17 protein-coding genes are annotated in these 19889 nt (G+C 60.8%); 6 read left to right on the forward strand and 11 right to left on the reverse strand.

Features of this window, described 5'->3' with window-relative positions:
• Nucleotide 1: 1 nt before the first annotated feature.
• The 8 genes from AC1RT4_RS21615 to yaaA all read right to left on the reverse strand — a co-directional run bounded on the left by AC1RT4_RS21615 (nucleotide 2) and on the right by yaaA (nucleotide 11640).
• Nucleotides 2–1453, reverse strand: a complete 1452-nt coding sequence (locus AC1RT4_RS21615) for an alginate O-acetyltransferase (RefSeq protein WP_127796980.1) — start codon at nucleotides 1451–1453, stop codon at nucleotides 2–4.
• A 10-nt stretch (nucleotides 1454–1463) separates the two neighbouring features.
• Nucleotides 1464–3035 carry a mannuronan 5-epimerase AlgG gene (gene algG, locus AC1RT4_RS21620; RefSeq protein WP_179692572.1) on the reverse strand — a complete coding sequence of 524 codons (1572 nt, stop codon included), beginning with the start codon at nucleotides 3033–3035 and terminating at the stop codon, nucleotides 1464–1466.
• Between the two features lie 26 nt (nucleotides 3036–3061).
• Complete coding sequence (locus AC1RT4_RS21625) at nucleotides 3062–4549, reverse strand: alginate export family protein (RefSeq protein WP_007957309.1); 1488 nt, start codon at nucleotides 4547–4549, stop codon at nucleotides 3062–3064.
• A complete protein-coding gene (gene algK, locus AC1RT4_RS21630) occupies nucleotides 4546–5952 on the reverse strand; it encodes an alginate biosynthesis TPR repeat lipoprotein AlgK (RefSeq protein WP_262158448.1) in 1407 nt (468 codons plus the stop codon). The genes AC1RT4_RS21625 and algK overlap by 4 nt, the downstream gene beginning before the upstream one ends.
• Before the next feature lie 9 nt (nucleotides 5953–5961).
• Nucleotides 5962–7131, reverse strand: coding sequence for an alginate biosynthesis protein Alg44 (locus AC1RT4_RS21635; RefSeq protein WP_127796984.1), 1170 nt, complete (start codon nucleotides 7129–7131; stop codon nucleotides 5962–5964).
• A gap of 36 nt (nucleotides 7132–7167) precedes the next feature.
• A complete protein-coding gene (gene alg8, locus AC1RT4_RS21640; RefSeq protein ID WP_007957312.1) occupies nucleotides 7168–8649 on the reverse strand; it encodes a mannuronan synthase in 1482 nt (493 codons plus the stop codon).
• 83 nt (nucleotides 8650–8732) lie between these two features.
• Complete coding sequence (locus tag AC1RT4_RS21645) at nucleotides 8733–10049, reverse strand: nucleotide sugar dehydrogenase (RefSeq protein WP_007957313.1); 1317 nt, start codon at nucleotides 10047–10049, stop codon at nucleotides 8733–8735.
• Between the two features lie 811 nt (nucleotides 10050–10860).
• Nucleotides 10861–11640: a peroxide stress protein YaaA gene (yaaA, locus tag AC1RT4_RS21650; RefSeq protein WP_007957314.1), complete on the reverse strand. Its 780-nt coding sequence runs from the start codon at nucleotides 11638–11640 to the stop codon at nucleotides 10861–10863.
• Nucleotides 11641–11778: 138 nt separating this feature from the next.
• Here yaaA and AC1RT4_RS21655 point away from each other — a divergent pair, with 138 nt between their 5' ends.
• From AC1RT4_RS21655 to AC1RT4_RS21680, 6 genes are all read left to right on the forward strand, one after another.
• On the forward strand, nucleotides 11779–12903 hold the full coding sequence (locus AC1RT4_RS21655) for a polysaccharide deacetylase family protein (RefSeq protein WP_493087738.1): 1125 nt from the start codon (nucleotides 11779–11781) through the stop codon (nucleotides 12901–12903).
• A gap of 349 nt (nucleotides 12904–13252) precedes the next feature.
• A complete protein-coding gene (locus AC1RT4_RS21660; protein ID WP_273902539.1) occupies nucleotides 13253–14647 on the forward strand; it encodes a PhoH family protein in 1395 nt (464 codons plus the stop codon).
• 101 nt (nucleotides 14648–14748) lie between these two features.
• The gene (gene moaC, locus AC1RT4_RS21665) at nucleotides 14749–15222 is read left to right on the forward strand and encodes a cyclic pyranopterin monophosphate synthase MoaC (protein WP_007957321.1); all 474 of its coding nucleotides are present in this window, start codon (nucleotides 14749–14751) and stop codon (nucleotides 15220–15222) included.
• Nucleotides 15219–15461 carry a MoaD/ThiS family protein gene (locus AC1RT4_RS21670; protein ID WP_064382453.1) on the forward strand — a complete coding sequence of 81 codons (243 nt, stop codon included), beginning with the start codon at nucleotides 15219–15221 and terminating at the stop codon, nucleotides 15459–15461. The genes moaC and AC1RT4_RS21670 overlap by 4 nt, the downstream gene beginning before the upstream one ends.
• Before the next feature lie 3 nt (nucleotides 15462–15464).
• Nucleotides 15465–15917 carry a molybdopterin synthase catalytic subunit MoaE gene (moaE, locus tag AC1RT4_RS21675; RefSeq protein ID WP_102717122.1) on the forward strand — a complete coding sequence of 151 codons (453 nt, stop codon included), beginning with the start codon at nucleotides 15465–15467 and terminating at the stop codon, nucleotides 15915–15917.
• Nucleotides 15918–16099: 182 nt separating this feature from the next.
• A complete protein-coding gene (locus tag AC1RT4_RS21680; RefSeq protein ID WP_493087741.1) occupies nucleotides 16100–16876 on the forward strand; it encodes an ABC transporter substrate-binding protein in 777 nt (258 codons plus the stop codon).
• Nucleotides 16877–16913: 37 nt separating this feature from the next.
• Here AC1RT4_RS21680 and AC1RT4_RS21685 read toward each other — a convergent pair whose 3' ends face one another.
• From AC1RT4_RS21685 to AC1RT4_RS21695, 3 genes are all read right to left on the reverse strand, one after another.
• Nucleotides 16914–17555 carry a helix-turn-helix transcriptional regulator gene (locus tag AC1RT4_RS21685; RefSeq protein ID WP_007957327.1) on the reverse strand — a complete coding sequence of 214 codons (642 nt, stop codon included), beginning with the start codon at nucleotides 17553–17555 and terminating at the stop codon, nucleotides 16914–16916.
• 94 nt (nucleotides 17556–17649) lie between these two features.
• The gene (locus tag AC1RT4_RS21690; protein WP_493087748.1) at nucleotides 17650–18777 is read right to left on the reverse strand and encodes an NAD(P)/FAD-dependent oxidoreductase; all 1128 of its coding nucleotides are present in this window, start codon (nucleotides 18775–18777) and stop codon (nucleotides 17650–17652) included.
• A 14-nt stretch (nucleotides 18778–18791) separates the two neighbouring features.
• A complete protein-coding gene (locus tag AC1RT4_RS21695) occupies nucleotides 18792–19736 on the reverse strand; it encodes an ornithine cyclodeaminase family protein (protein ID WP_493087752.1) in 945 nt (314 codons plus the stop codon).
• Nucleotides 19737–19889 lie beyond the last annotated feature (153 nt).

Below are 19889 nucleotides of genomic sequence, written 5' to 3' on the forward strand. Positions count from 1 at the left end.
CTCATTGCCCGACCTGAGCGGTTTGTGGCCCAGCGCCCGGGAATACGTTGCGTTTGCAGATTTTCGCTTCGACTTTCTGTGGCGCGGTGCCCGCTTCCGGGCCCTGGACTTCGACTGCCAGCAGGTTTTGCGAGGCCCAGTCTTCGTCCGTGCGCAGCTCAAAGGCGAAACGACCGTCGGTGTCGGAGGTTTCCGGTTTCTCGATCTTGATGTCCTCGTGGCGACCGTTCATGTACCAGAGGGTGGCTTGCAGGGTTTTCACCGACGTATCGGCGAAGCGGATGTCGACCTGATGGCTGCTGTTCTGCAGGTTCAGGTTCTTGCTGTTGACCAGCAGTTCTTGTTTGCTGCCCGGCTTGAGCGTGGTGCTCGCGGACATCTGCGCGTCTTTGCCTTCGCAGCCGTTGTCGAGCAGGGACATCATCTGGCGATAGATGGTTTCCTGGTCGAGGCGGTACAGCGGCGAGAATTCCCAGATGAGGATTTTCGGCGGGGTCTTCTGGAATTCGTCGCTGCCCAGGTACTGCAACATCGAACCTTCCAGACCGCCGCCGGGGAAGGCGACGTTGAGAATGTCGGCGCCGATGGCTTCTTCAAGGAACCCGGCGAAGTTGTAGTTCTTGCCGCTGTGCGACGTACCCACGAGGGTGATCTGCGGATTGCCGGAATCACCGAACAGATCGCCGTCACCGGCTTCGCCTTTCGGCTCGGTGGTGAACTGGTCCATGTACTGGATTGCGTAACTGGTGCCGCACAGTTGCCCGGCCATGTTGTGCAGGGTGCCGGTCTTGCCCATGCGTCCGGAGCGTTTTGTTTCGAACTCACGCTTGGGAATGTCGGCGAAGGCCGGGATCTGCTTGACCTTCTCGGCGACGATTTTCGCCGTGCGCTGCGCACCGTATGGCGTCCAGTGCTGGTCACCGCGGAAGTAGAAATCGTGAGCGGGCAGGGTGTCCGGCAGCGATTCGTTGGTCAGCGGCGACAGGTCTGGCACCACGTAACCCATCTTCGCGAAACGGCCGAGCATGGTCTTGTAGTTGCCCAGCGCTTTCTCGTAATCGAACGCGGCTTTTTCTGCCGGGTTGAGCTTGTTGCGGTTCACCAGACCACGGGTCGGCTGGTAGACGATCACCAGTTCGACGCCTTTGGCCTTGAACGCATCGTGCAGCTGTTGCAGGCGTTTGTAGCCGGCCGGGGTGGTGTTGAACTCGGTGCGCAGGTCTTCCTGAGTCCGGAACAACCAGTCGCCCTGCGCTTGTACCAGGGTGGTGAAGTTCTGCTGGTAGCGAGTGGTGTAGTTCTTCGCGTCGTGGGCGGCCGGGCACAGGCTGCAGCAAGGCTCGGCCGTGAATTTCGGCGGCTGGACTTCATCTGCGCGGGCGCCGTTGCTGGCCGCCAGAATGCCCACGGTCAGGGCCGACAGGCTGAGTAATTTGATCAGGTGTGGGTGCATAAAATTGTCCTCAGTCCCGCATTTCGGTCTGGCGTTCGACAGGGTCGATCAGCACGGCTTTCTGCTGGCGCACCAGCAGGTCGAGAATTTCATCCTGGCGTTCGCCGAGGATGCCGTTGAAGCTGATGCCGCTGGATTTGGTCGGCGCCAGCATCGACACGCGATACAGCTCGACACTCAGGGGCGAATCGATCGACAGCGGGCCGCTGCCGTTGGCCGCCAGTTCACCACCGACCACGATCAGCGAAACCTGGGCGTCGAACGGGTCGAGCTTGATGTCACGGTCGGTGTCGGTCAGGTCCTTGATGTGCCCGTAGACGCCGGTCAGGCCGTTGGCCATGGCGACGTTTTCGTAGAGGCGGATGTTCACGCTGTTACGAATGCGGATGCCGTGGCGCTTGTTGCTGATGACCTTGTTGCCCCACAGCAGGTTGTCGGCGGACTCGTAGAGGGTGATGCCGTCGGTGTGGTTCTTGTAGATCTCGTTGTAGGCAATGATGTTGTTGACGCTGTTACGGTCGATCACCAGGCCCGAGAGGTGGTTGTCGTAGCTTTTGTTGTTGAAGATGAAGCTGTCGTTCACCTCACGGGAAATGATGATCCCGTGCTTTTTCTTCGTGCCGTACACCGTGTTCTCGGCAATGATCAGACCGTGGGAGCGGTCGTGCGGGTCGATGCCGTAGACGATGTTGTCCTTGTAGGTGTTGCCCTTGACCACGAAGTCGCGGGTCTCGTAGCAGTAGAAGCCGTACCACATGTCCGAGAACTCGGAGCCGACGATCCAGCCGGTCGGCTCGGGACGCTTGAGCACCTTGGCCATGTTCGGCGTGTACTGGGAAATACTCACGCCGTAGGACTTACTGTTGGCGTAGCCGAAGCTGGCCATCTTGCTGTTGACGATGTAGGTCTCGGTACCGCCCCAGGCCAGCAGGAACGGACGGAATTCCTTCGGCGAACGGAAGGTCGCCGGGCCGTTTTCCTTCTCGCGCCAGCCCGTGATCTTGGTGTCACGCACGAACAGCTGGCCGTCGTTGACCAGGAACGAACCGGCCTCCTGGGACAGGCGCAACTCCTGGGTCTGGCCGTCGATTTCGAGGATGCCTTTGCGGCCGACCACGATCGGCAGCTTGGCCAGATACACGCCCGGTGAGGTTTCGCTGAAGTACTGCTTGGGCAGTTTCTGCGCCAGTTCTTTCAGATTCATGTAGCCGTCGTCGACGAAGATCGCCTGCGGGATGCCGTGCTGACGCACCACCCATTCGGCCATCTTGTTGTCGCCGCCGATGAAGTCTTTCAGGGCGTCTTCCTGCATCATCCGGCGCACGCTGATCTTGCCCGGTTTGCTGCGCACGATTTTCGCGGCGGCGGCTTCGGCGGTGTAGCCGGAGAGGTCGGGCAATTTCGGCTTGGCCAGTTCCAGCGCTTCGGTCGGCGCGCTGCTGACGGTGTAGGTCTTGGCCTGTTGCAGCTCCTTCGCGGTGGTCACAGGCTTCGCTGGTTCCACGTTGGCGAAGGCGCCAGCCGAGGCCAGCAGCATCGCGCCGGCCAGCAGGCTGAGTGAGCCTTTGCGGGCACTGTTCATGTCGGGCACTCCCTTGGCGGTCAGCATCAGAAGCGCCAGATCACGTCGATGAACGCGCGGTGCATGTACGAATCGACCTGGCTGCCGTAGGCATCACCCGGCTTGAACACACCGCCACGGAATCGCACCAGCGCCGACGGCTCGTCGATCGACTGACTCAGCGCCGCCGGCAGCAAGCCTTGCTTGAAGTACTTGGTGACCACCAGATCCATTTCCTGGCCCAGATCCTTGTTGCCGTCCTGCAGTGGCAGCGAGGTGCTGGAGAGGATTGCGCCGGTGACGTCGTCGGTGTTGTTTTCCACGGCGTTGATGCCGTTGCTGCCCACCGGCTTGTTGCCGTCCACGCGCCAGAACTTGTGGTAGATCAGGCTGGCGTCGTACTGGTCGTTGAGCATCCAGGAACCGAACAGGGTGGCGGTCTGCATGTTGTTCATTTCGCCACGGAAGGCCTCGCCGAAACGGTGCACGCGGGAGCGAGTACCGGTGTAGTTCGAGCGGTTACTTTCCAGGCCGTTCTGTTCGTAATCGGCGCTGGCACGGGCATACGCCGCACCGACCTGCCACTGCGGATCAAGGCGCAGACGCACACCGATGTCGGTGGCCCAGCCGTCGACGTTGTCGCTGCGCTTGGCCTGGGCCGGGCGGGTGCCGTCGGCGTTGAGGGCGTTGACCGTGTCGCGGTCGCCGCTCATGCCGGTGATGCTGCCCCAGTAATTGACGGTGTTGGTGTTGCGCCAGTTGTAGGCGTCGCTGTCGGCGGTCAGGCCGAGCCAGCTGATGTCGCCGTTCTCTTTCTTGTCCAGCGAATCGCCGGCCACGCCCGGCTCCGGATAGTCGAGCTTGCCGTCGTCATGGGTGTGGTGACCGCGAATCCCGACCCAGTTGCCCGGTGTCCACTGGTAAGCGGCATCGGCGTAGGCGTGCAGGCGATCCTTGTCTTTCGGCGCCAGCTCCTTGAGGTCGGTGCGGTATTCGCTGAAGCGTTCGGCGACACCGGCGTTGGCGCGCAGCAGGGTGGTGTCGAAAGTCCAGTTCAGCGCTTCGATGTTGGTGTCGCGCCACTGGCCGTCGTCGTTGCGCAGGCGCTGGCGACCGAACTTGAGGATCTCGCCGGGGTAGGGCGTCAGGCCGCTGTAGCCGACCCAGAACTCGCGCATCGCCAGGTAGTTTTTCTTGGTCTTGCGGTCGCCGTTGTCGGTGGTCTGGGTGCCGTCGCTGTCGGACTGCTGCAGGGTGTCGGTCTCGATGATGTCGGTCGAGGTCACGGCCTGGCCCATGGCGTAGGCGCTCCACGCGCCGCTTTCGCCGTAGACCCACGGACGCAGGTCGAGGCCGACGCCGTTGACGTCGCCGCCGCTGGCGGTGCCGAGGTCGCGGTCGTCTTCGGACTGGCCGGTGATTTTCACTTCGAGGCCGAAGTTCTTCGATTCAGTCATCGCGGCCAGGGTCGGGCAAGACCAGATCAGCGCGAACGTGAGGCCAATGCCGGCCTTCACAAAGGGATTCAATTTCATAATTTTTCCTCGCCGTCTTCTTCTTGCAGGGCGTGCAGTTGCAGCGTGTTCTGGCTCAGGGCGCCACGGGTTGCCTGTTCCTGTTGCAGCAGGCGCTGGGCTTCGGCCAGACGCTCTGGCGGCAGTTGCGCGGCGAGGGTGGTCGCCAGCTCATCGGCTTGCGGAGTGTTTTGGGCTTTTGCCAACTGGCTGAACACGTACGCGTTGAGCGGGTCGGGCTTGGTGCCCTTGCCTTGGGAAAACAGCTGGGCGATGGCGAAGTCGGCGCTGTTCTGGCCGTTGCGCGCAGCGGTCAGCAGATGGTCGAGGGCCTTCTGCGGATAGACCTTGCCCAGGTAGCCACGGCGGTAGATCTGGCCGAGGTAGTAATCGGCGGCGACTTCGCGGCCGACGGCTTTCTGGAAATGTTCCTCGGCGACTTTCGCGTCGGCCGGGACCAGTTTGCCTTCGTAGTAGAGCTTGCCCAGCAACAGTTCGGCGCGCGGCTGGTCGGCGGCGCGGCCGTTGTCCAGGTACTTCATCATCTGGTCGGTGTCGCCCAGTTCCGGGAAGTCATACAGCAGTTGCGCGAGGGTGACCCACGACGCCGGGTAGCCCGGAGCGATCGGCTCCAGCAGTGACTGCGCGGTTTTTTCGTCGGTCTTGCCCAGGGTCGAATCGGCGAGCACACGGGCCACCGAATCCACCCGTTGAGCGCTGACGGTGCCGCGGCTGTAACCGGCCTGCAGTTGCTTGATCAGCTCGGCCTGTTGCTCCGGCGCGCCACGTTTCTGATAGACCGTGGCCAGCTCGACGTAGCAGATGTCGGTGGTGTTGAGCGCGGCCTTGCAGATCTTTTCCACGTCATCCAGATGCTGGTCGTAAGTGCCCTGGGTGCGATACAGCAGCACCTGGGCGAGACCGGCTTCCGGGTAACCGGATTTGCGCCACTGATCGATCTGCTGTTGAGCGTTGATGTTCGGGAAGCTGTGCGGGAATTGCAGGTACAGCATCGCGAGCGGGATCAGCGTGTTGCCTTCGCCACTGGCGGCGGCTTTCTTCAGCAGGCTTTCGGCTTCCTGATGCTCGGCTTCGGTGGAGCCGGGCTTGGCTACCAGCAAGCGACCGAGTCGGGCCTGGGCACGCGGCGAAACACTGGCGGCGGCGCGGTAGGTGGCTTCGGCCTGTTTCATCTGTTCCGGATCGCGGCTGTCGACCTGAATATCGGCGAGGCCGACCTGGGCTTCGCTGTAACCCAGATCGGCCAGCGCACGGTAGTTCTGCGCGGCGGTCGCGGTGTCACCGCGCTTGAGCGCTTCGTTGGCCAGACGCTGGTCGGGCAGGCCGGCGCAACCGGCCAGGGCGATTGCCATGGCCAGCGTCAGCGGGACCGGCAGGATTCTGATAGGGCTCGTCACGGGCATGTCCTCGACTTAAAGACCGGCAGCCATGGCTTTGTCGATCAGCCAGTTCAGGTTCGGACCACGGTCGCTGTTCACCTCCACCGGGCGGCCGGCGAAGCGGCTGTCCAGCGGCTCGTCAGGCTGGATCTGTACGCGGATGTCGGAGGACAGGTCGGCGCTTTTCAGGCTGGTGCTGCTGACAATCTTGCCGGTACGGGTCTTGTCTTCGCCGGCGATCTGGAAGCTCACCGGAGTGCCCGGACGCACGTCGCCGAACTGGCGATAGGAGAAGCGCGCATCGACGGTGGCCTGGGTGTTGCGCGGTACCAGCGAGAAGATCACGTCGCCCTTGCTCGCGTATTGACCGTCGGCCACCAGTTGCTGGGCCACGGTGCAATCGCACGGCGAGGTCAGGGTACCGGTCATCTGCTTGCCGAACAGTTCTTCAACCTTGGCCGGGGACAGTTGATCTTCTTCCAGATGGCCTTTGAGTACGTCGAGCATGCTGGTGCTGAACGTCGCCAGCGGTGCACCCTTGGCGGCAACGCCATCGGACTTCACCAGGCTCTGCACGGTGCCGTCGCGCGGCATGGTGATGTTCATGCCCGGCACGCTGACCAGACCGGCCTGCGCATGGCTGACGAAGTACATGCTGTACACCGATTTGAAAATGAACCCCGCCGCCACCAGGCCGACCGCGAACACACCGGCGCTGAAGGTCACGGCTTTCAGGCGACCGAACGGGGTCATGCCGTGGCCGCCGTCCTTGACCTTGCGCGCTTTGGTGAAGTTGTCGCGCTGCAGGGTCGCCAGCACTTCGCCGATGCTGACGATGTCGCCGGCCAGGTGCGAAGTGATCAGGTGGCGCAGGGTCGAAATGTCCTGCGGTTCGAGGTTCTGGAACTGGCAACCGGCACGACCGGTCTGGCGGTCGAAGGAGCGCACCTGCAGCTCCACGTCCATGGCCAGGCCGAGGTTGTCGATGACGAATTGCAGACGCGCCTTGTACACCTCGCCGACGGTCAGCGGCAGTTGACCGGCATTGAACGCCAGGCCACCGGCTGACAGGTCGATGACCCGCGCATCGACTGGCGTCCGGTCAGGGCCGAAGAACCGCAGCTTGGCCGGGATTTTGACCCGGGCGTGCTGGCGCTGGGCTTCGGATTCATGCACTACGTTGACGTTGACGGCGGTATTCATAGGGGCGATTTCCTTGTTAATTCAAGAGGGGGCGGGTCAGACCATCATCAGCAGCACGGCGACGAAAATGCTGCCGGCGGAGAAGGTCATGGTCCGAGACGACCAGGTGTTGAACCAACGTTGAAAGCTGGCGAGATCACGGGTCAGGGAAGTGGGTTGTCGGGTCCAGGATTGTTGGTCGAGGCGGAAGAACACGTAGATCTTCACCAGCGCGCCGACGATCTGGTTGTAATAGAGAATCGCCGGGTAAGCCGGTCCGATCCGGTGGCCGGAGCACGACAGCAGCAGCGTCAGAATCAGCCGGGTGATGCCGATCCACAGCAGGTAAACCAGGATGAACGCGGTGCCGTACTTGAAGCTGGCGATGATTGCCACGGTCAGGCCGAGCAAGGATGTCCACATCGAAACGCGCTGGTCGAACAGCACCACCGAGGTGAAGGCGCCGAGGCGTTTCACGCCCAGGCCCAGAGCCCGGGAGTTCTGCCGCAGGTTGTTGCCGTACCAGCGGAACATCAGTTTGCGGCTGGCCTTGATGAAGCTCTTTTCCGGCGGGTGTTCAACGGTGTTGATCGCTGCGTCCGGCACGTAGAAGGTGTCGTAGCCCAGGCGCATCAGGCTGAACCAGCTCGACTTGTCGTCGCCGGTCAGAAACTTGAAACGGCCCAGACGCCAGTGTTGCAGCGAGTCGCTTTCGACGTCGGCGATGAATTCCGGGTTGGTCACCACGGTGGCGCGGAACACCGACATGCGGCCGGTCATGGTCAGCACGCGCTTGGACAGGGCCATCGAGCACATGTTGATGTGGCGCTGGGCGAAACGCAGCTTGTGCCATTCGCTCATGATGTATCCGCCGCGCACTTCGCAGAACTCGTTGGTGGTCAGGCCGCCGACGTTGCCGAACAGCTGGAACCACGGCACGGTCTTGCGCACGGTGCCTTCGCCGAGCACGGTGTCGCCGTCGATCACGGCCACCACGGCGCGGTCGTCCGGCAGGTGACGGGAGATCGCGCGGAAACCAAACGCCAGGCCATCGCGCTTGCCGGTGCCGGGGATGCGCACGAAGTCGAGCTTCACGCGTTCTGGCGGATTCATCCGCGCCCACAGCGCCTTGACCAGCAACTCATCGGACATTTCGACGATGGAGCAGACCACGGTGGTCGGCAGTTCGCAGTCGATGGCTTCGCGGATCACCGAGCTGTAAACCTGCGCGGTGGTCAACGCGTCGATGCGAAAACTGGTGACCATCAGAAACACATGCGACGGATCCGCCGCTTTACCCAGCTTGCGAACCTTGCGGCGCAGGTGCGGGTAGACGATGTAGAGAAAAATCATGCCGCGCACAAAGTGCGTGGCACCCATCGAGTAGCGCCAGATACCCACGGCGCCAATCAGGAAAATGAAGTCCTTCGACTCGGAGTCGAACGTGGACGTGGGCAGCATCAGGGCCAGGCCCATCAGCAGGCTCAGAAACAAAAGCCAGCCGGCGGATTGCAGAAAAAAATGTTTGAGCTTGGACATGACCGTCATCCGAAGGTGATGGGGGCTTCAAGCCGCCCGCCGATTCACGGCGTGCGGCTTGAAACTCGGGGCTTGCTGCTGCGTTACCAGCAGATGCCTTCGGTGCGGGTGCCGGCATCGGTGGCCTTGGCCATGAAGCCGACCAGGTCGATGACCTGCTTGCCGTGCGGTGCCTGTTGGGCCAGCGCACGGAACTTCTCGTCGCGGTTGCCGAGGATGATCACGTCGGAGTTGTCGATCACCGAATCGAAGTCCGCGTTGAGCAGGGACGACACGTGCGGGATCTTCGACTCGATGTAGTCCTTGTTCGCGCCGTGGACACGGGCGTACTGGACGTTGCTGTCGTAGATGCTCAGGTCGTAACCCTTGCCGATCAGCATCTCGGCCAGTTCCACCAGCGGACTTTCGCGCAGGTCGTCGGTGCCGGCCTTGAAGCTCAGACCGAGCAGGGCGACTTTGCGTTTGTCGTGGCTTTCAACGATGTCGAAGGCGTTCTGCACTTGCGATTCGTTGCTGCGCATCAGCGAGTTGAGCAGCGGCGCTTCGACGTCCAGGGAACCGGCGCGGTAGGTCAGGGCGCGCACGTCTTTGGGCAGGCACGAACCGCCGAAGGCGAAGCCCGGGCGCATGTAGTACTGGGACAGGTTGAGGGTCTTGTCCTGGCAGACCACGTCCATCACTTCGCGGCCATCGACGCCGACCGCTTTGGCGATGTTGCCGATCTCGTTGGCGAAGGTCACTTTGGTCGCGTGCCAGACGTTGCAGGTGTACTTGATCATCTCGGCAACGGCGATGTCCTTGCGGATGATCGGTGCGTCGAGTTCTTCGTACAGCGATTGCAGAACGTCGCCCGATGCCTTGTCGAATTCGCCGATGACGGTCATCGGTGGCAGGTCGTAGTCGGCGATCGCGGTGGATTCACGCAGGAACTCAGGGTTCACGGCGACACCGAAATCAACGCCGGCTTTCTTGCCGGAGCAGTCTTCGAGGATCGGGATGACAACGTTTGCCACGGTGCCCGGCAGAACGGTGCTGCGCACGACGATGGTGTGGCGGGTGGTCTTTTCACGCAGGACAAAACCGATCTCGCGGCACACCGCTTCGATGTAGTTCAGTTCCAGGTCGCCGTTCTTCTTGCTCGGCGTGCCGACGCAGATCATCGACAGGTCGGTGTCGCGAATCGCTTCGGCGAAGTTGGTCGTGCCGCGCAGACGACCGGTCTGGATACCTTGTGCCAGCAACTCGCCCAGGCCCGGTTCGACAATGGGAGATTTGCCAGCGTTGATCATGTCGATCTTGTCTTTGGCAACATCGACGCCAACCACGTCATGGCCCCGTGCAGACAGGCAACCGGCACAGACAGCGCCGACGTAACCCAAACCAAATATGCTGATGCGCATCGCAATTACCTCTGTATATATCAGGCCATTAGAAGGCCGGAGTTAATGGTGTTCAGCGGTCTTAGTGCACTCGAAAGTGTGACTTGCAGGCGTCACAATGCCGTGTGCAGGCATACTTAAGTTCCGAGTGTCTAAATAAGTGCACTCAAGATGTGCGCAACCAGGCCTTGTTGTTATGACGTGCCCTGTTATGCAGCTGATCCTCTTGTCAGAGGGCTCTTGTGCAATCGTATTGCGCGCTCGATGTCAGGCGAGAGGCCTGTAGATCGGGCGGTTGGGTGCTCTGGCGAGCACGTTTATAAGGGCGCGGCCTTGGCCTTGTAGGGGATATTAATGGTGCGTATCTCCTGTCTTTCGCTAGTTGTCCAGAGTTGTTATCCATTGGGGCAAGTTGCTGTGACAACTTGGTTACATGGGTTTGTTCTCTGCGTAAGTTATCTCGTACAAACTCGGCGAGAATCGTTACCGGTGGTATGAGCTATGCATTTGGACATAGTTCCTGTCCGCTCATCGCGAAATCTGAAATTTTTTGAAATATTGAGAAAGATGGCACTGCTTTCATATTGATAGCACTTTCGATTTCGCCCTTTATTAATAGGGAGATAATCGCCTTAGATGGTTTTGTGCCACTACCGAGAAAAAATTTAGGTGCCACTACTGAAAAAAATGACAACTGTCGAGTGAAACTAAAGATAGAAAAGAGGGTGATGTTTTTATGGCGCCAATAAATCGGCGTAAACGGGCGGGGGATTTTTGACGTCGTGCGAGCTGCACGACTCTCTCTATAAAGAGTCGTGCAGAAGTGCATGCTTTATTCCGGTGCGTGGTCGCGCAGGAACACCAGATTGTCCGGTTTCGATTGCTCGGCGCTGTAGCGATAACCCTGTACGTCGAACTGCTTGAGGGCCGCCGGATCGTTGATGCGTTCCTGGATCACGAAGCGGCTCATCAGGCCCCGGGCTTTCTTGGCGTAGAAACTGATGATCTTGTACTGGCCGTTCTTCAGGTCCTTGAACTCGGTGTTGATGATCCGCGCGTTCAGGGCCGTGCGTTTGACCGCCGAGAAGTATTCGTTGGACGCCAGGTTAAGCAGCACGTCATCGCCCTGGTCGGCCAGCGCTTCATTCAGCCATTCGCTGATGCGCGTGCCCCAAAAGGCGTACAGGTCTTTGCCTCGGGCGTTGGCCAGTTTGGTGCCCATTTCCAGGCGATACGGTTGCATCAGGTCGAGCGGGCGCAGCAGGCCGTAAAGGCCGGAGAGCATGCGCAGGTGCTGTTGCGCGTAATCGAAATCGGCTTCGCTGAAGCTCTGGGCGTCGAGTCCGGTGTAGACGTCGCCCTTGAAGGCCAGCAGTGCCTGTTTGGCGTTTTCTGGGGTGAACGCCGGTGTCCAGCTGCCGAAACGCGCGGCGTTGAGGCCGCCGATCTTGTCGGACACGTGCATCAGTTCGCTGATCTGCGCCGGGCTCAGCTCGCGCAGTTGCTGGATCAGTTCCTGGGAATGGTCGAGGTATTGCGGCTGGGTGAAGCGCTGGGTCGCCGGCGGTGTTTCGTAATCGAGGGTCTTGGCGGGGGAAATCACCATCAGCATGAAGTCGTCTCCTTTAATCGTGGGGGCGATTCTAGGGGGTTGGGGCGGATGACTCCAGCTATCGCGTCCATAGGTGATCGGCGGTTTACCAGCCGGATCGGCTATAGTGCGGCGCGGGTTTTGTTATGGAGACACCCTTTGCGCATTGTTCTTTTTTTCACCGCGTGGCTGTTGAGCGTCGGTGCCGTTGCGGCGCCGGGCGATATCGCGACGCTGGATCGCAGCACCTGGCCAGAAAAACTCGACAATCCGACCCTGTTCGACGTCGCCTCGCGGGCGGAAATCCTGATGTTCGCCCGCGGCCTGCTCGGCACCGAAGCGCTGGACGAAGCGGCGCTGGCCCAGCGTCTGGGGCTGCGCACGGTCAATCTGGATGCGATCAACAGCTTGCGCGAGCGCCTGTGGCAGCGTCTGCTGGCCAATTACAACTTCGCCCAGCAAAGCTGTGATCAGGACGCCTCGTTCTGCTTCCTCGTCGAAGACCTGCCGACCCTGCGCGAGCAGGCCGCCAAATTCGTGGTCAGCGACGAAAGCTATTACACCAAATGGGCCGAACCGAGCCGGATCTTTCATCTGCAATACCTCGATGAACTGATGCGCAAGGCTGCGCTCTCGCCGCAGACCAGCAGCGAACTCGATCATTTCGGAGACTACGAGCGCAACGGCGACGACATGCACGATCGCCTGTTTCTGCTGAGTTTCGACAGTGCCGCCAACCTGCAACCGGACAACATCGACTGGCTCACCGAGTACCTGCGCAAGTCGAACCTGAGCGGCACCTTCTTCATGTTGGGCAAGGATGTTCAGGCGCGGCTGGCCGACCGTTCCGTCAGCAGTCTGCAAGCGGCGTTTTCGCAGCAGTGCGTCGGCGTGCAGGGTTGGGAGTTCCGCTCCCACAGCCACTGGCAGGACTGGCAGGATTCGGTGCGGCGCAGTGCCGATCTGGTCCGCAACAAGCTGCCGGAAAACTACGTGCCGCTGTTCCGTCCTCCGGAAGGCCAACGTCGCAGCGATGCCCGTAGCTTCTTCAACAGTCAGGGCCTGCAAGTGGCGCTGTGGGACATCGATGCCCAGGACGGCGCCGGCAAGCTCAAGGGCAATCCGAGCGCGCAGCGGGTGCTGACCCTGATGCTGCTGTGGCGGCACGGGGTGATCAATTTCAACATGAAGCAGGATGCAGTGAAGACGGCGTTGCCTTGGCTGATCACGCAAACCGCGCAAAGCGGCATCGGCTGGGAAGACTGTCAGGACGCGTTTCGCTGAAAAACGGCAAGAGCCCGGAAACATTGGGCTTGGGGTGAATTTTTTGCAGAATTCGATGCAGGCGGACTTCCGACTCTAACGGGGGCAGGGCAGTCCGCCAAGGGCTTTTCGTCACTTTGCAAAATAAACTTCAAAAAAGCGTCAAAGTGCTTTTTTCTGTCACGGGTTTTGGAGTATTACGAAGTCAGACCGCCGAAACCTGCAACACAGGTGGCGTCTTCCAAGACCCATTTTGTGTGCGGTTCACCTGCTCTCCCGACAAAAGCTGTGCAGGTGGATTCGGCAGTCACTTCGAGGCGCAGCACCGCCGAGGTATTGCGTCGAATGGCTCCCACAAAGGTGACCGAGTATGGATGATCACGGACGTAGCCCTTCCTCCAACCAGCCAATCCTTTATGTACTCGATACCAACGTACTGATTCACGATCCAAACGCCCTGCTGAATTTCGAAGAACACCACGTCGCGATCCCGATGACCGTGCTTGAAGAGCTGGACAAGCTCAAGAGCGGGCATCACAGCGTGGCCGCCGAATGCCGTCAGGCTATCCGGCTGATCGACAAGACCTTGGGCGATGCCTCACCCGATGATGTCGAACAGGGCGTGCCGATCCAGCGCGGCAAGGGCGGCCCGAAGGGCTTGCTGTCGATTCTGATGAGCAAGCAGGCCGAATCGAACCTGATTCTGCCCGAGCATCTGAACGACAACAAAATCATCAACCAGCTGATCGACCTGCACACCCGCGACCCGAAAAAACCGGTGGTGCTGGTCACCAAAGACATCAACATGCGCCTCAAGGCGCGTGCCTGCGGGATCGACGCCGAGGACTACAGCACCGACCAGTTGGTCGACGACGTGTCCCTGCTGCCCAACGGCTATCACAACATGACCGGCTCCTTCTGGGACCGCGTGAGCAAGGTCGAAACCCGTCAGGACCACGGCCGCACCTGGCATCAGGTGCAATTGATCGACAACCTGCCTGCCGTGCACATCAACGAATTCATCATTGATGAGCAGGGCTTTGTCGGCTGGATCAAGGAAATTGCAGAGGACAAGCTGCTGATCCTCGATCTGCACCAGGAACCGCTGCTGCACCAGGAAGCCTGGGGCCTCAAGCCACGGGACATCTATCAGAGCCTGGCGCTGTACGCGCTGCTGGATCCGGACATTCACCTGGTCAACCTGTCCGGCGCCGCCGGTTCGGGTAAAACCATTCTGGCGCTGGCCGCGGCGATCGAGCAGACCATGGTCAGCAAGCGCTATCGCCGCATCATCGCCACCCGCAGCGTGCAGGGCCTGGACCAGGAAATCGGCTTCCTGCCCGGCACCGAAGCGGAAAAAATGGAGCCTTGGCTGGGCGCCATCACCGACAACCTCGAAGCCTTGCACATGGATGACGAAAACACCCATGGCAGCGTCGACTACATCCTCAGCAAAGTGCCGTTGCAGTTCAAATCGCTCAACTACATTCGCGGTCGCAGCTTCCAGCAGAGCCTGATCCTGATCGACGAATGCCAGAACCTCACGCCGCACCAGATGAAAACCATCATCACCCGGGCCGGCGCCGGTTCCAAAGTGGTGTGCCTGGGCAACCTGGCACAGATCGACACCCCTTACCTGTCCGCGACCAGCTCCGGGCTGACTTATCTGACCGAACGCTTCAAGGATTTCCCCAACGGTGTGCACATCACCCTGCAAGGGGTGCCTCGCTCGATCCTGGCCGAATACGCCGAATCGCATCTGTAACCGTCAAATCGAACCGGGCGACTGCAACGTCGCCTGGTTTTTTATGTGCGCAATTCTGACCCCCAGGTTTACAATCGGCGCTCCTGATCAGGAGTAATCCCGTGCTGACTCATCTCGATTCCCAAGGTCGCGCCAACATGGTCGACGTCACCGAAAAAGCCGTGACGTTCCGTGAAGCGACGGCCCAAGCGCTGGTGCGCATGCTGCCCGACACTCTGCAGATGATTGTCAGCGGCGGCCATCCCAAGGGCGATGTGTTCGCCGTGGCGCGCATTGCCGGCATTCAGGCGGCGAAGAAAACCAGTGACCTGATTCCCCTGTGCCATCCGCTGATGCTGACCGGCGTCAAGGTCGAACTGAGTGCCGAAGGCGATGACGCGGTGCGCATCGTCGCTCGCTGCAAATTGTCCGGTCAGACCGGCGTCGAGATGGAAGCACTGACCGCCGCCAGCGTCGCCGCCCTGACCATCTACGATATGTGCAAGGCCGTGGACCGTGGCATGACCATCGAAAGCGTGCGTCTGCTGGAAAAGGTCGGCGGCAAGAGCGGGCATTTCCAGGCGGAGCAGCCATGAACCTGACTGTGAAGTTTTTCGCCCGTTACCGCGAGGCGCTGGGCGTGGACTCGGTGAAGGTCGAAGGTGATTTCGCCACCGTCGATGACGTTCGTGCGTTGCTGGCGCAACGTGAGGGCGCCGATGTGCTGAGCGAACAGAACCTGATGTGCGCGCGCAACGAAGACCTCTGCCAGCTCGACGAGCCGGTGGTCGATGGCGACGAAGTGGCGTTTTTCCCTACCGTGACCGGAGGCTGAGCCATGGGCATTCGGGTGCAGTCCGAACCGTTCGATCCGGGCGCTGAAGTCAACGCGATGCACGCGGCCAATGTTGGCGTCGGCGCGGTGGTGAGTTTTGTCGGCTACGTGCGCGACTTCAACGACGGCCTCGATGTCGCCGGGATGTTCCTCGAACACTATCCGGGCATGACCGAAAAGGCCCTCGGCAAGATTGCCGTGGAGGCCGAGCAGCGCTGGCCGCTGTTGAAACTTGAAGTGTTGCACCGCATCGGCGCGCTGGAGCCGGGTGAGCCGATCGTGTTTGTCGCCGCTGCCAGTGCCCATCGTCAGGCGGCCTTCGACGCCTGCGCCTTCGTCATGGATTACCTGAAAACCCGCGCACCGTTCTGGAAGAAAGAGAACACCAGCGACGGCCCGCGCTGGGTCGAAGGCCGTGACAGCGATCATGCGGCGGCGGATCGCTGGAAGCAGTAATTCCTCTCCCCGATCAATCTCCCCTCGACTCCCGACCATCGGCTGACGCCGATGGCGTTTGTCCAATTGACGGTTTGTACGTAAAAGTCCAGTATGGATTTACAAGTACAAAAAAGGTCTTTCCCCGTTTCAGTTTTTTCTTCTGTCTTGCCAAACCAACAACAACCCGCGAGAGAACGAACATGAAGAAATTCCCCCTCATCACCGGTCTGGCACTGAGCCTGTTGGCGTGCAGCAGTGCGTTCGCCGCCGAGAAAACCCTGCGCATCGGTATCGAAGCGGCGTATCCGCCCTTCGCCTCGAAGACCGACAAGGGTGAAATCGTCGGTTTCGACTACGACATCGGCAATGCCCTGTGCGCGCAGATGCAGGTCAAGTGCGTGTGGGTCGAGGGCGAGTTCGACGGTCTGATTCCTTCCCTGAAAGTGAAGAAAATCGACATGGCGCTGTCGTCCATGACCATCAACGAAGACCGCAAGAAGTCGGTGGACTTCACCCACAAGTACTATTTCACCTCGTCGCGGCTGGTGATGAAGGAAGGCGCGACCGTCGATGACCAGTACGCCAGCCTCAAGGGCAAGACCGTCGGCGTGCAGCGTGCGACCACCACCGACCGTTATGCCACCGAGGTGTTCGAGCCCAAGGGCATCAACGTCAAGCGCTACGGCAACAACGAAGAGATCTACATGGACCTGGCGGCCGGGCGCCTCGACGCGATCTTCGCCGACACCATTCCGCTGACTGACTTCCTGTCGATGCCGCGCGGCAAGGGTTACGCCTTCGTCGGGCCAGAGCTGAAGGATCCGAAGTACGTGGGCGAGGGCGCGGGGATTGCGGTGCGCAAGGGCAACGCCGAACTGGTCAGCCAGTTGAACACTGCCATCGACGGCATTCGTGCCAATGGCGAATACCAGAAGATTTCCGAGAAGTACTTCAAGTCGGACATCTACGGCGACTGAGTCTGAAGACCGTGCAGCCTTCGCAGGCTGCACGGTTTCAGCCCTTCAATTCCTTCAAATGCTTGTACACCGTCGCCCGCCCCATGTTCAGCACATTGGCCACGTAGTTCGAGGCGCTCTTGCCCTTGAACGCCCCTTCGGCGTGCAGCGCCAGCACCAGTTCGCGTTTGTGATCGCGGGTCAGCAGGTTCAGGCTCAGTTGCCGTTCCCGTAGCCAGGCGTGCAGGAAAGTGTTGATGCGCTCCTGCCAGTCATCGCGAAACAGCGAGTCCGGTTGCGGGATCAGTTTGCTCGGCGAGAGGAACAGGTCCAGCGCAGCCTTGGCATTCTCGAACAGCGAAATATTCAGGTTGATGCACAGCACCGCCAGCGGATGCCCTTCGCTGTCGCGCAGCACGGTGCTCAGGCTGCGAATCTTCTGGCCGTCCCAATTGAGCTTTTCGTACGGGCCGATGTTCCGTTCGCTGACGTCGTCACTGAGCATGTCTTCCAGCGACGATTCATCGCCGATCACCCGTTTCGACAGGTTGTTGGCGATGTAGTCGACCTTCTGCGTGCGCAGGTCATGCAGCACCACTTCGGCGTGGGGAAAGAACAGCGTGGCAATGGCGTCGGCAATGGCGTGGTAGTTGTCCAGCGCGGCGTCATGCAGCTCGGGCGTGTGTTCGGGGGCGGTCATAACTGTGGAGCTCCAGGCAACGTCAACGCCCCCCGTGATCCGGGGGCGTTGCGAGTGTGCCGCAATCCGTCGGGCGCGTCATCCGGGCGGACGGTCAGGCCAGACGGGCAGGGGCGAGCATGGCGGCGGTCAGACCGAATTGCTTGAGATGTTCGGGCAACGATTCGCCACGTACCAGCGCGGCACTGGCCTGGCCCATCGCCGGCGAAGTCTGGATGCCGTAGCCGCCCTGGGCCGCGACCCAGAACAGCCCCGGTACCTGCGGATCGAACCCGGACAGCAAATCGCCATCGGCGACGAAACTGCGCAGGCCGGCCCAGGTGCGGGTCGGTCGGCGGATGGTCAGGGTCGTCGCTTCCTCGATCTGGTAAATGCCCATGGCGATGTCCAGTTCTTCCGGCTGCACGTCGTGCGGTTCCACCGGGTCGGCGTTGGCTGGCGAGCCGAGGAACATGCCGGCGTCGGGCTTCATGTAGAACGATTCGTCGAGGCTGACCAGCATCGGCCAGTGGTGGATGTCCACGCCTTCGGGGCCGGCGAAGATGAACGCCGCGCGGCGTTTTGGTTGCAGGCCCAGCGGCTTGGCGCCGGCCAAAGCACCGATCTTGTCGGCCCAGGCGCCTGCCGCGTTGATCACGACGGGAGCGCTGAAGGTCTGGCCGTTGGTCTGCACTTGCCAGATTCCATCGGCGTCGCGGCTCAGTCCGAGCACTTCACAGTCGGTCTGCACCACGCCGTTATTGCGACGGATACCGCGCAGGTAACCCTGATGCAGAGCGTCGGTGTCGATGTCGCTGGCGGTCGGGTCGTAGATCGCGCCATGGACTCTCTCCCGGCGCAGGATCGGCAGCCGCGCGCAGGCTTCATCCGCGCTGAGCAACTGCATCTCCGGCACCGTGGCCTTGGCGCTGAGGTATTGATTGTTCAGCTCGGCGGCGTCGCCAGTGAAGTCGACGGTCATTTCCCCGCGCGGGGTCAGCAGCGGGTGCTCGCAGAAACCGCTGGGCGGATGGTCGAAGAATTCGCGGCTGGCCTGGGTCAGCGCCCGAACCTGCGGAGTGCCATATGCGGCGGTGAACAGCGCAGCCGAACGCCCGGTCGAGTGATAGGCCGGGTGCGACTCGCGCTCCAGCACCACAACCTTGCCGTGCCGCGACAGCCAGAAACCGGTGGAAGCGCCGGCAATCCCGCCGCCGATGATGATGAAATCTGCATGACTCATGAAAATCTCCGGTGTCAGCGCTGCAATTGATAGACGGCGTTGGCCAGGGCGATGTCTTCCAGGCCCAGACCGATGGAGCGGAAAAACACGTGACGGTTGTAATCGGGGCGCTGCACTTTTTCGCTGAGCAGATCCGCGAGGTCGCCGATGATCGCGCTGTTGTCCCAGCCATTTTGTTCGCTGGCGATCAGCATCTCGCCGGCCGAGCCCGGGGTGGTCAGACGATAGTCGCAGAACACCTGCATGTCGTTGAGGCTTTGCGGCGGTACTTCGTGGGCGCGCGGTGCGTTGGTGCTGATCGAGGTGATCAGCGCCGGTTTGCTCAAGGTTGCCGGGTCGATCACAGGTCCTGCGGACGAGGTGCAGAGCATGATCACATCGGCCTCGGCGATGGCGGTTTCGCGGCTGTCGGCGATGCTCACCCGTGGATCGAGGGTTTGCAGTTGGCGGGCGGTTGCCGGGTCTTCGCTCAAGGTAGGCGAGTACACACTGATGCTCTGCCAGTCGCGCAACGATTTGACGTAATGCAGATGCGCCTGGGCGACCTTGCCACTGCCGATGATTGCCAGACGCGCGGCTTTCAACGGGGCAAGGGCATCGACCGCGACGGCGGTGGTCGCAGCGGTGCGGGCGGTGGTCAGTTCACCGGCATCGCAGAGCAACAGCGGTTGACCGGTCTGCATCGACATCAGCAGTGTCCACGCCGTCACCAGCGGGCCTTGTTCGCGAACGATGTAAGGCGAGGTCTTGACCCCGTACACACCGTCTTCCGCCAGCACGCCCAGATAGTTGATGAAGTCCCCGGCACCCTGGGGGAATTCCACCAGTTGCTGTGCCGGTTGCACCGCATGCCCGGCCGCCAGATCGCGGAACAGCTTGCGCAGGATCTGCGGCACATCGATCCGGGCCAGCAACTCGCGGGCCTGGGTTTGGTCGATCACGTAAGGCGTACTGGACATGTCGGACTCCGGAGGCTGTTATTTAAACTAATTTGTCCATTATGGACTTTTAGTTTTGTTGAACAATATCCGGGCGAAAAAAAAGGTTCTTCACGGATTGCCGGGAAAGACGCTCTTGATCTTCATGAAAAAGAATTCGCTATCCCGGTAACC

Source organism: Pseudomonas sp. GW821-FHT11D10 (genome assembly GCF_058808435.1).

Excerpts from the sequence above, each read along its gene's own strand:
- AC1RT4_RS21625 (WP_007957309.1), bottom strand. The coding sequence starts at position 4,549 with ATGAAATTGAATCCCTTTGTGAAGGCCGGCATTGGCCTCACGTTCGCG.
- AC1RT4_RS21645 (WP_007957313.1), bottom strand. The coding sequence starts at position 10,049 with ATGCGCATCAGCATATTTGGTTTGGGTTACGTCGGCGCTGTCTGTGCC.
- algK (WP_262158448.1), bottom strand. The coding sequence starts at position 5,952 with ATGCCCGTGACGAGCCCTATCAGAATCCTGCCGGTCCCGCTGACGCTG.
- AC1RT4_RS21615 (WP_127796980.1), bottom strand. The coding sequence starts at position 1,453 with ATGCACCCACACCTGATCAAATTACTCAGCCTGTCGGCCCTGACCGTG.
- moaE (WP_102717122.1), top strand. The coding sequence starts at position 15,465 with ATGGGCATTCGGGTGCAGTCCGAACCGTTCGATCCGGGCGCTGAAGTC.
- alg8 (WP_007957312.1), bottom strand. The coding sequence starts at position 8,649 with ATGTCCAAGCTCAAACATTTTTTTCTGCAATCCGCCGGCTGGCTTTTG.
- yaaA (WP_007957314.1), bottom strand. The coding sequence starts at position 11,640 with ATGCTGATGGTGATTTCCCCCGCCAAGACCCTCGATTACGAAACACCG.
- AC1RT4_RS21670 (WP_064382453.1), top strand. The coding sequence starts at position 15,219 with ATGAACCTGACTGTGAAGTTTTTCGCCCGTTACCGCGAGGCGCTGGGC.
- AC1RT4_RS21685 (WP_007957327.1), bottom strand. The coding sequence starts at position 17,555 with ATGACCGCCCCCGAACACACGCCCGAGCTGCATGACGCCGCGCTGGAC.
- algG (WP_179692572.1), bottom strand. The coding sequence starts at position 3,035 with ATGAACAGTGCCCGCAAAGGCTCACTCAGCCTGCTGGCCGGCGCGATG.
- AC1RT4_RS21635 (WP_127796984.1), bottom strand. The coding sequence starts at position 7,131 with ATGAATACCGCCGTCAACGTCAACGTAGTGCATGAATCCGAAGCCCAG.
- AC1RT4_RS21690 (WP_493087748.1), bottom strand. The coding sequence starts at position 18,777 with ATGAGTCATGCAGATTTCATCATCATCGGCGGCGGGATTGCCGGCGCT.
- AC1RT4_RS21695 (WP_493087752.1), bottom strand. The coding sequence starts at position 19,736 with ATGTCCAGTACGCCTTACGTGATCGACCAAACCCAGGCCCGCGAGTTG.
- AC1RT4_RS21680 (WP_493087741.1), top strand. The coding sequence starts at position 16,100 with ATGAAGAAATTCCCCCTCATCACCGGTCTGGCACTGAGCCTGTTGGCG.
- AC1RT4_RS21660 (WP_273902539.1), top strand. The coding sequence starts at position 13,253 with ATGGATGATCACGGACGTAGCCCTTCCTCCAACCAGCCAATCCTTTAT.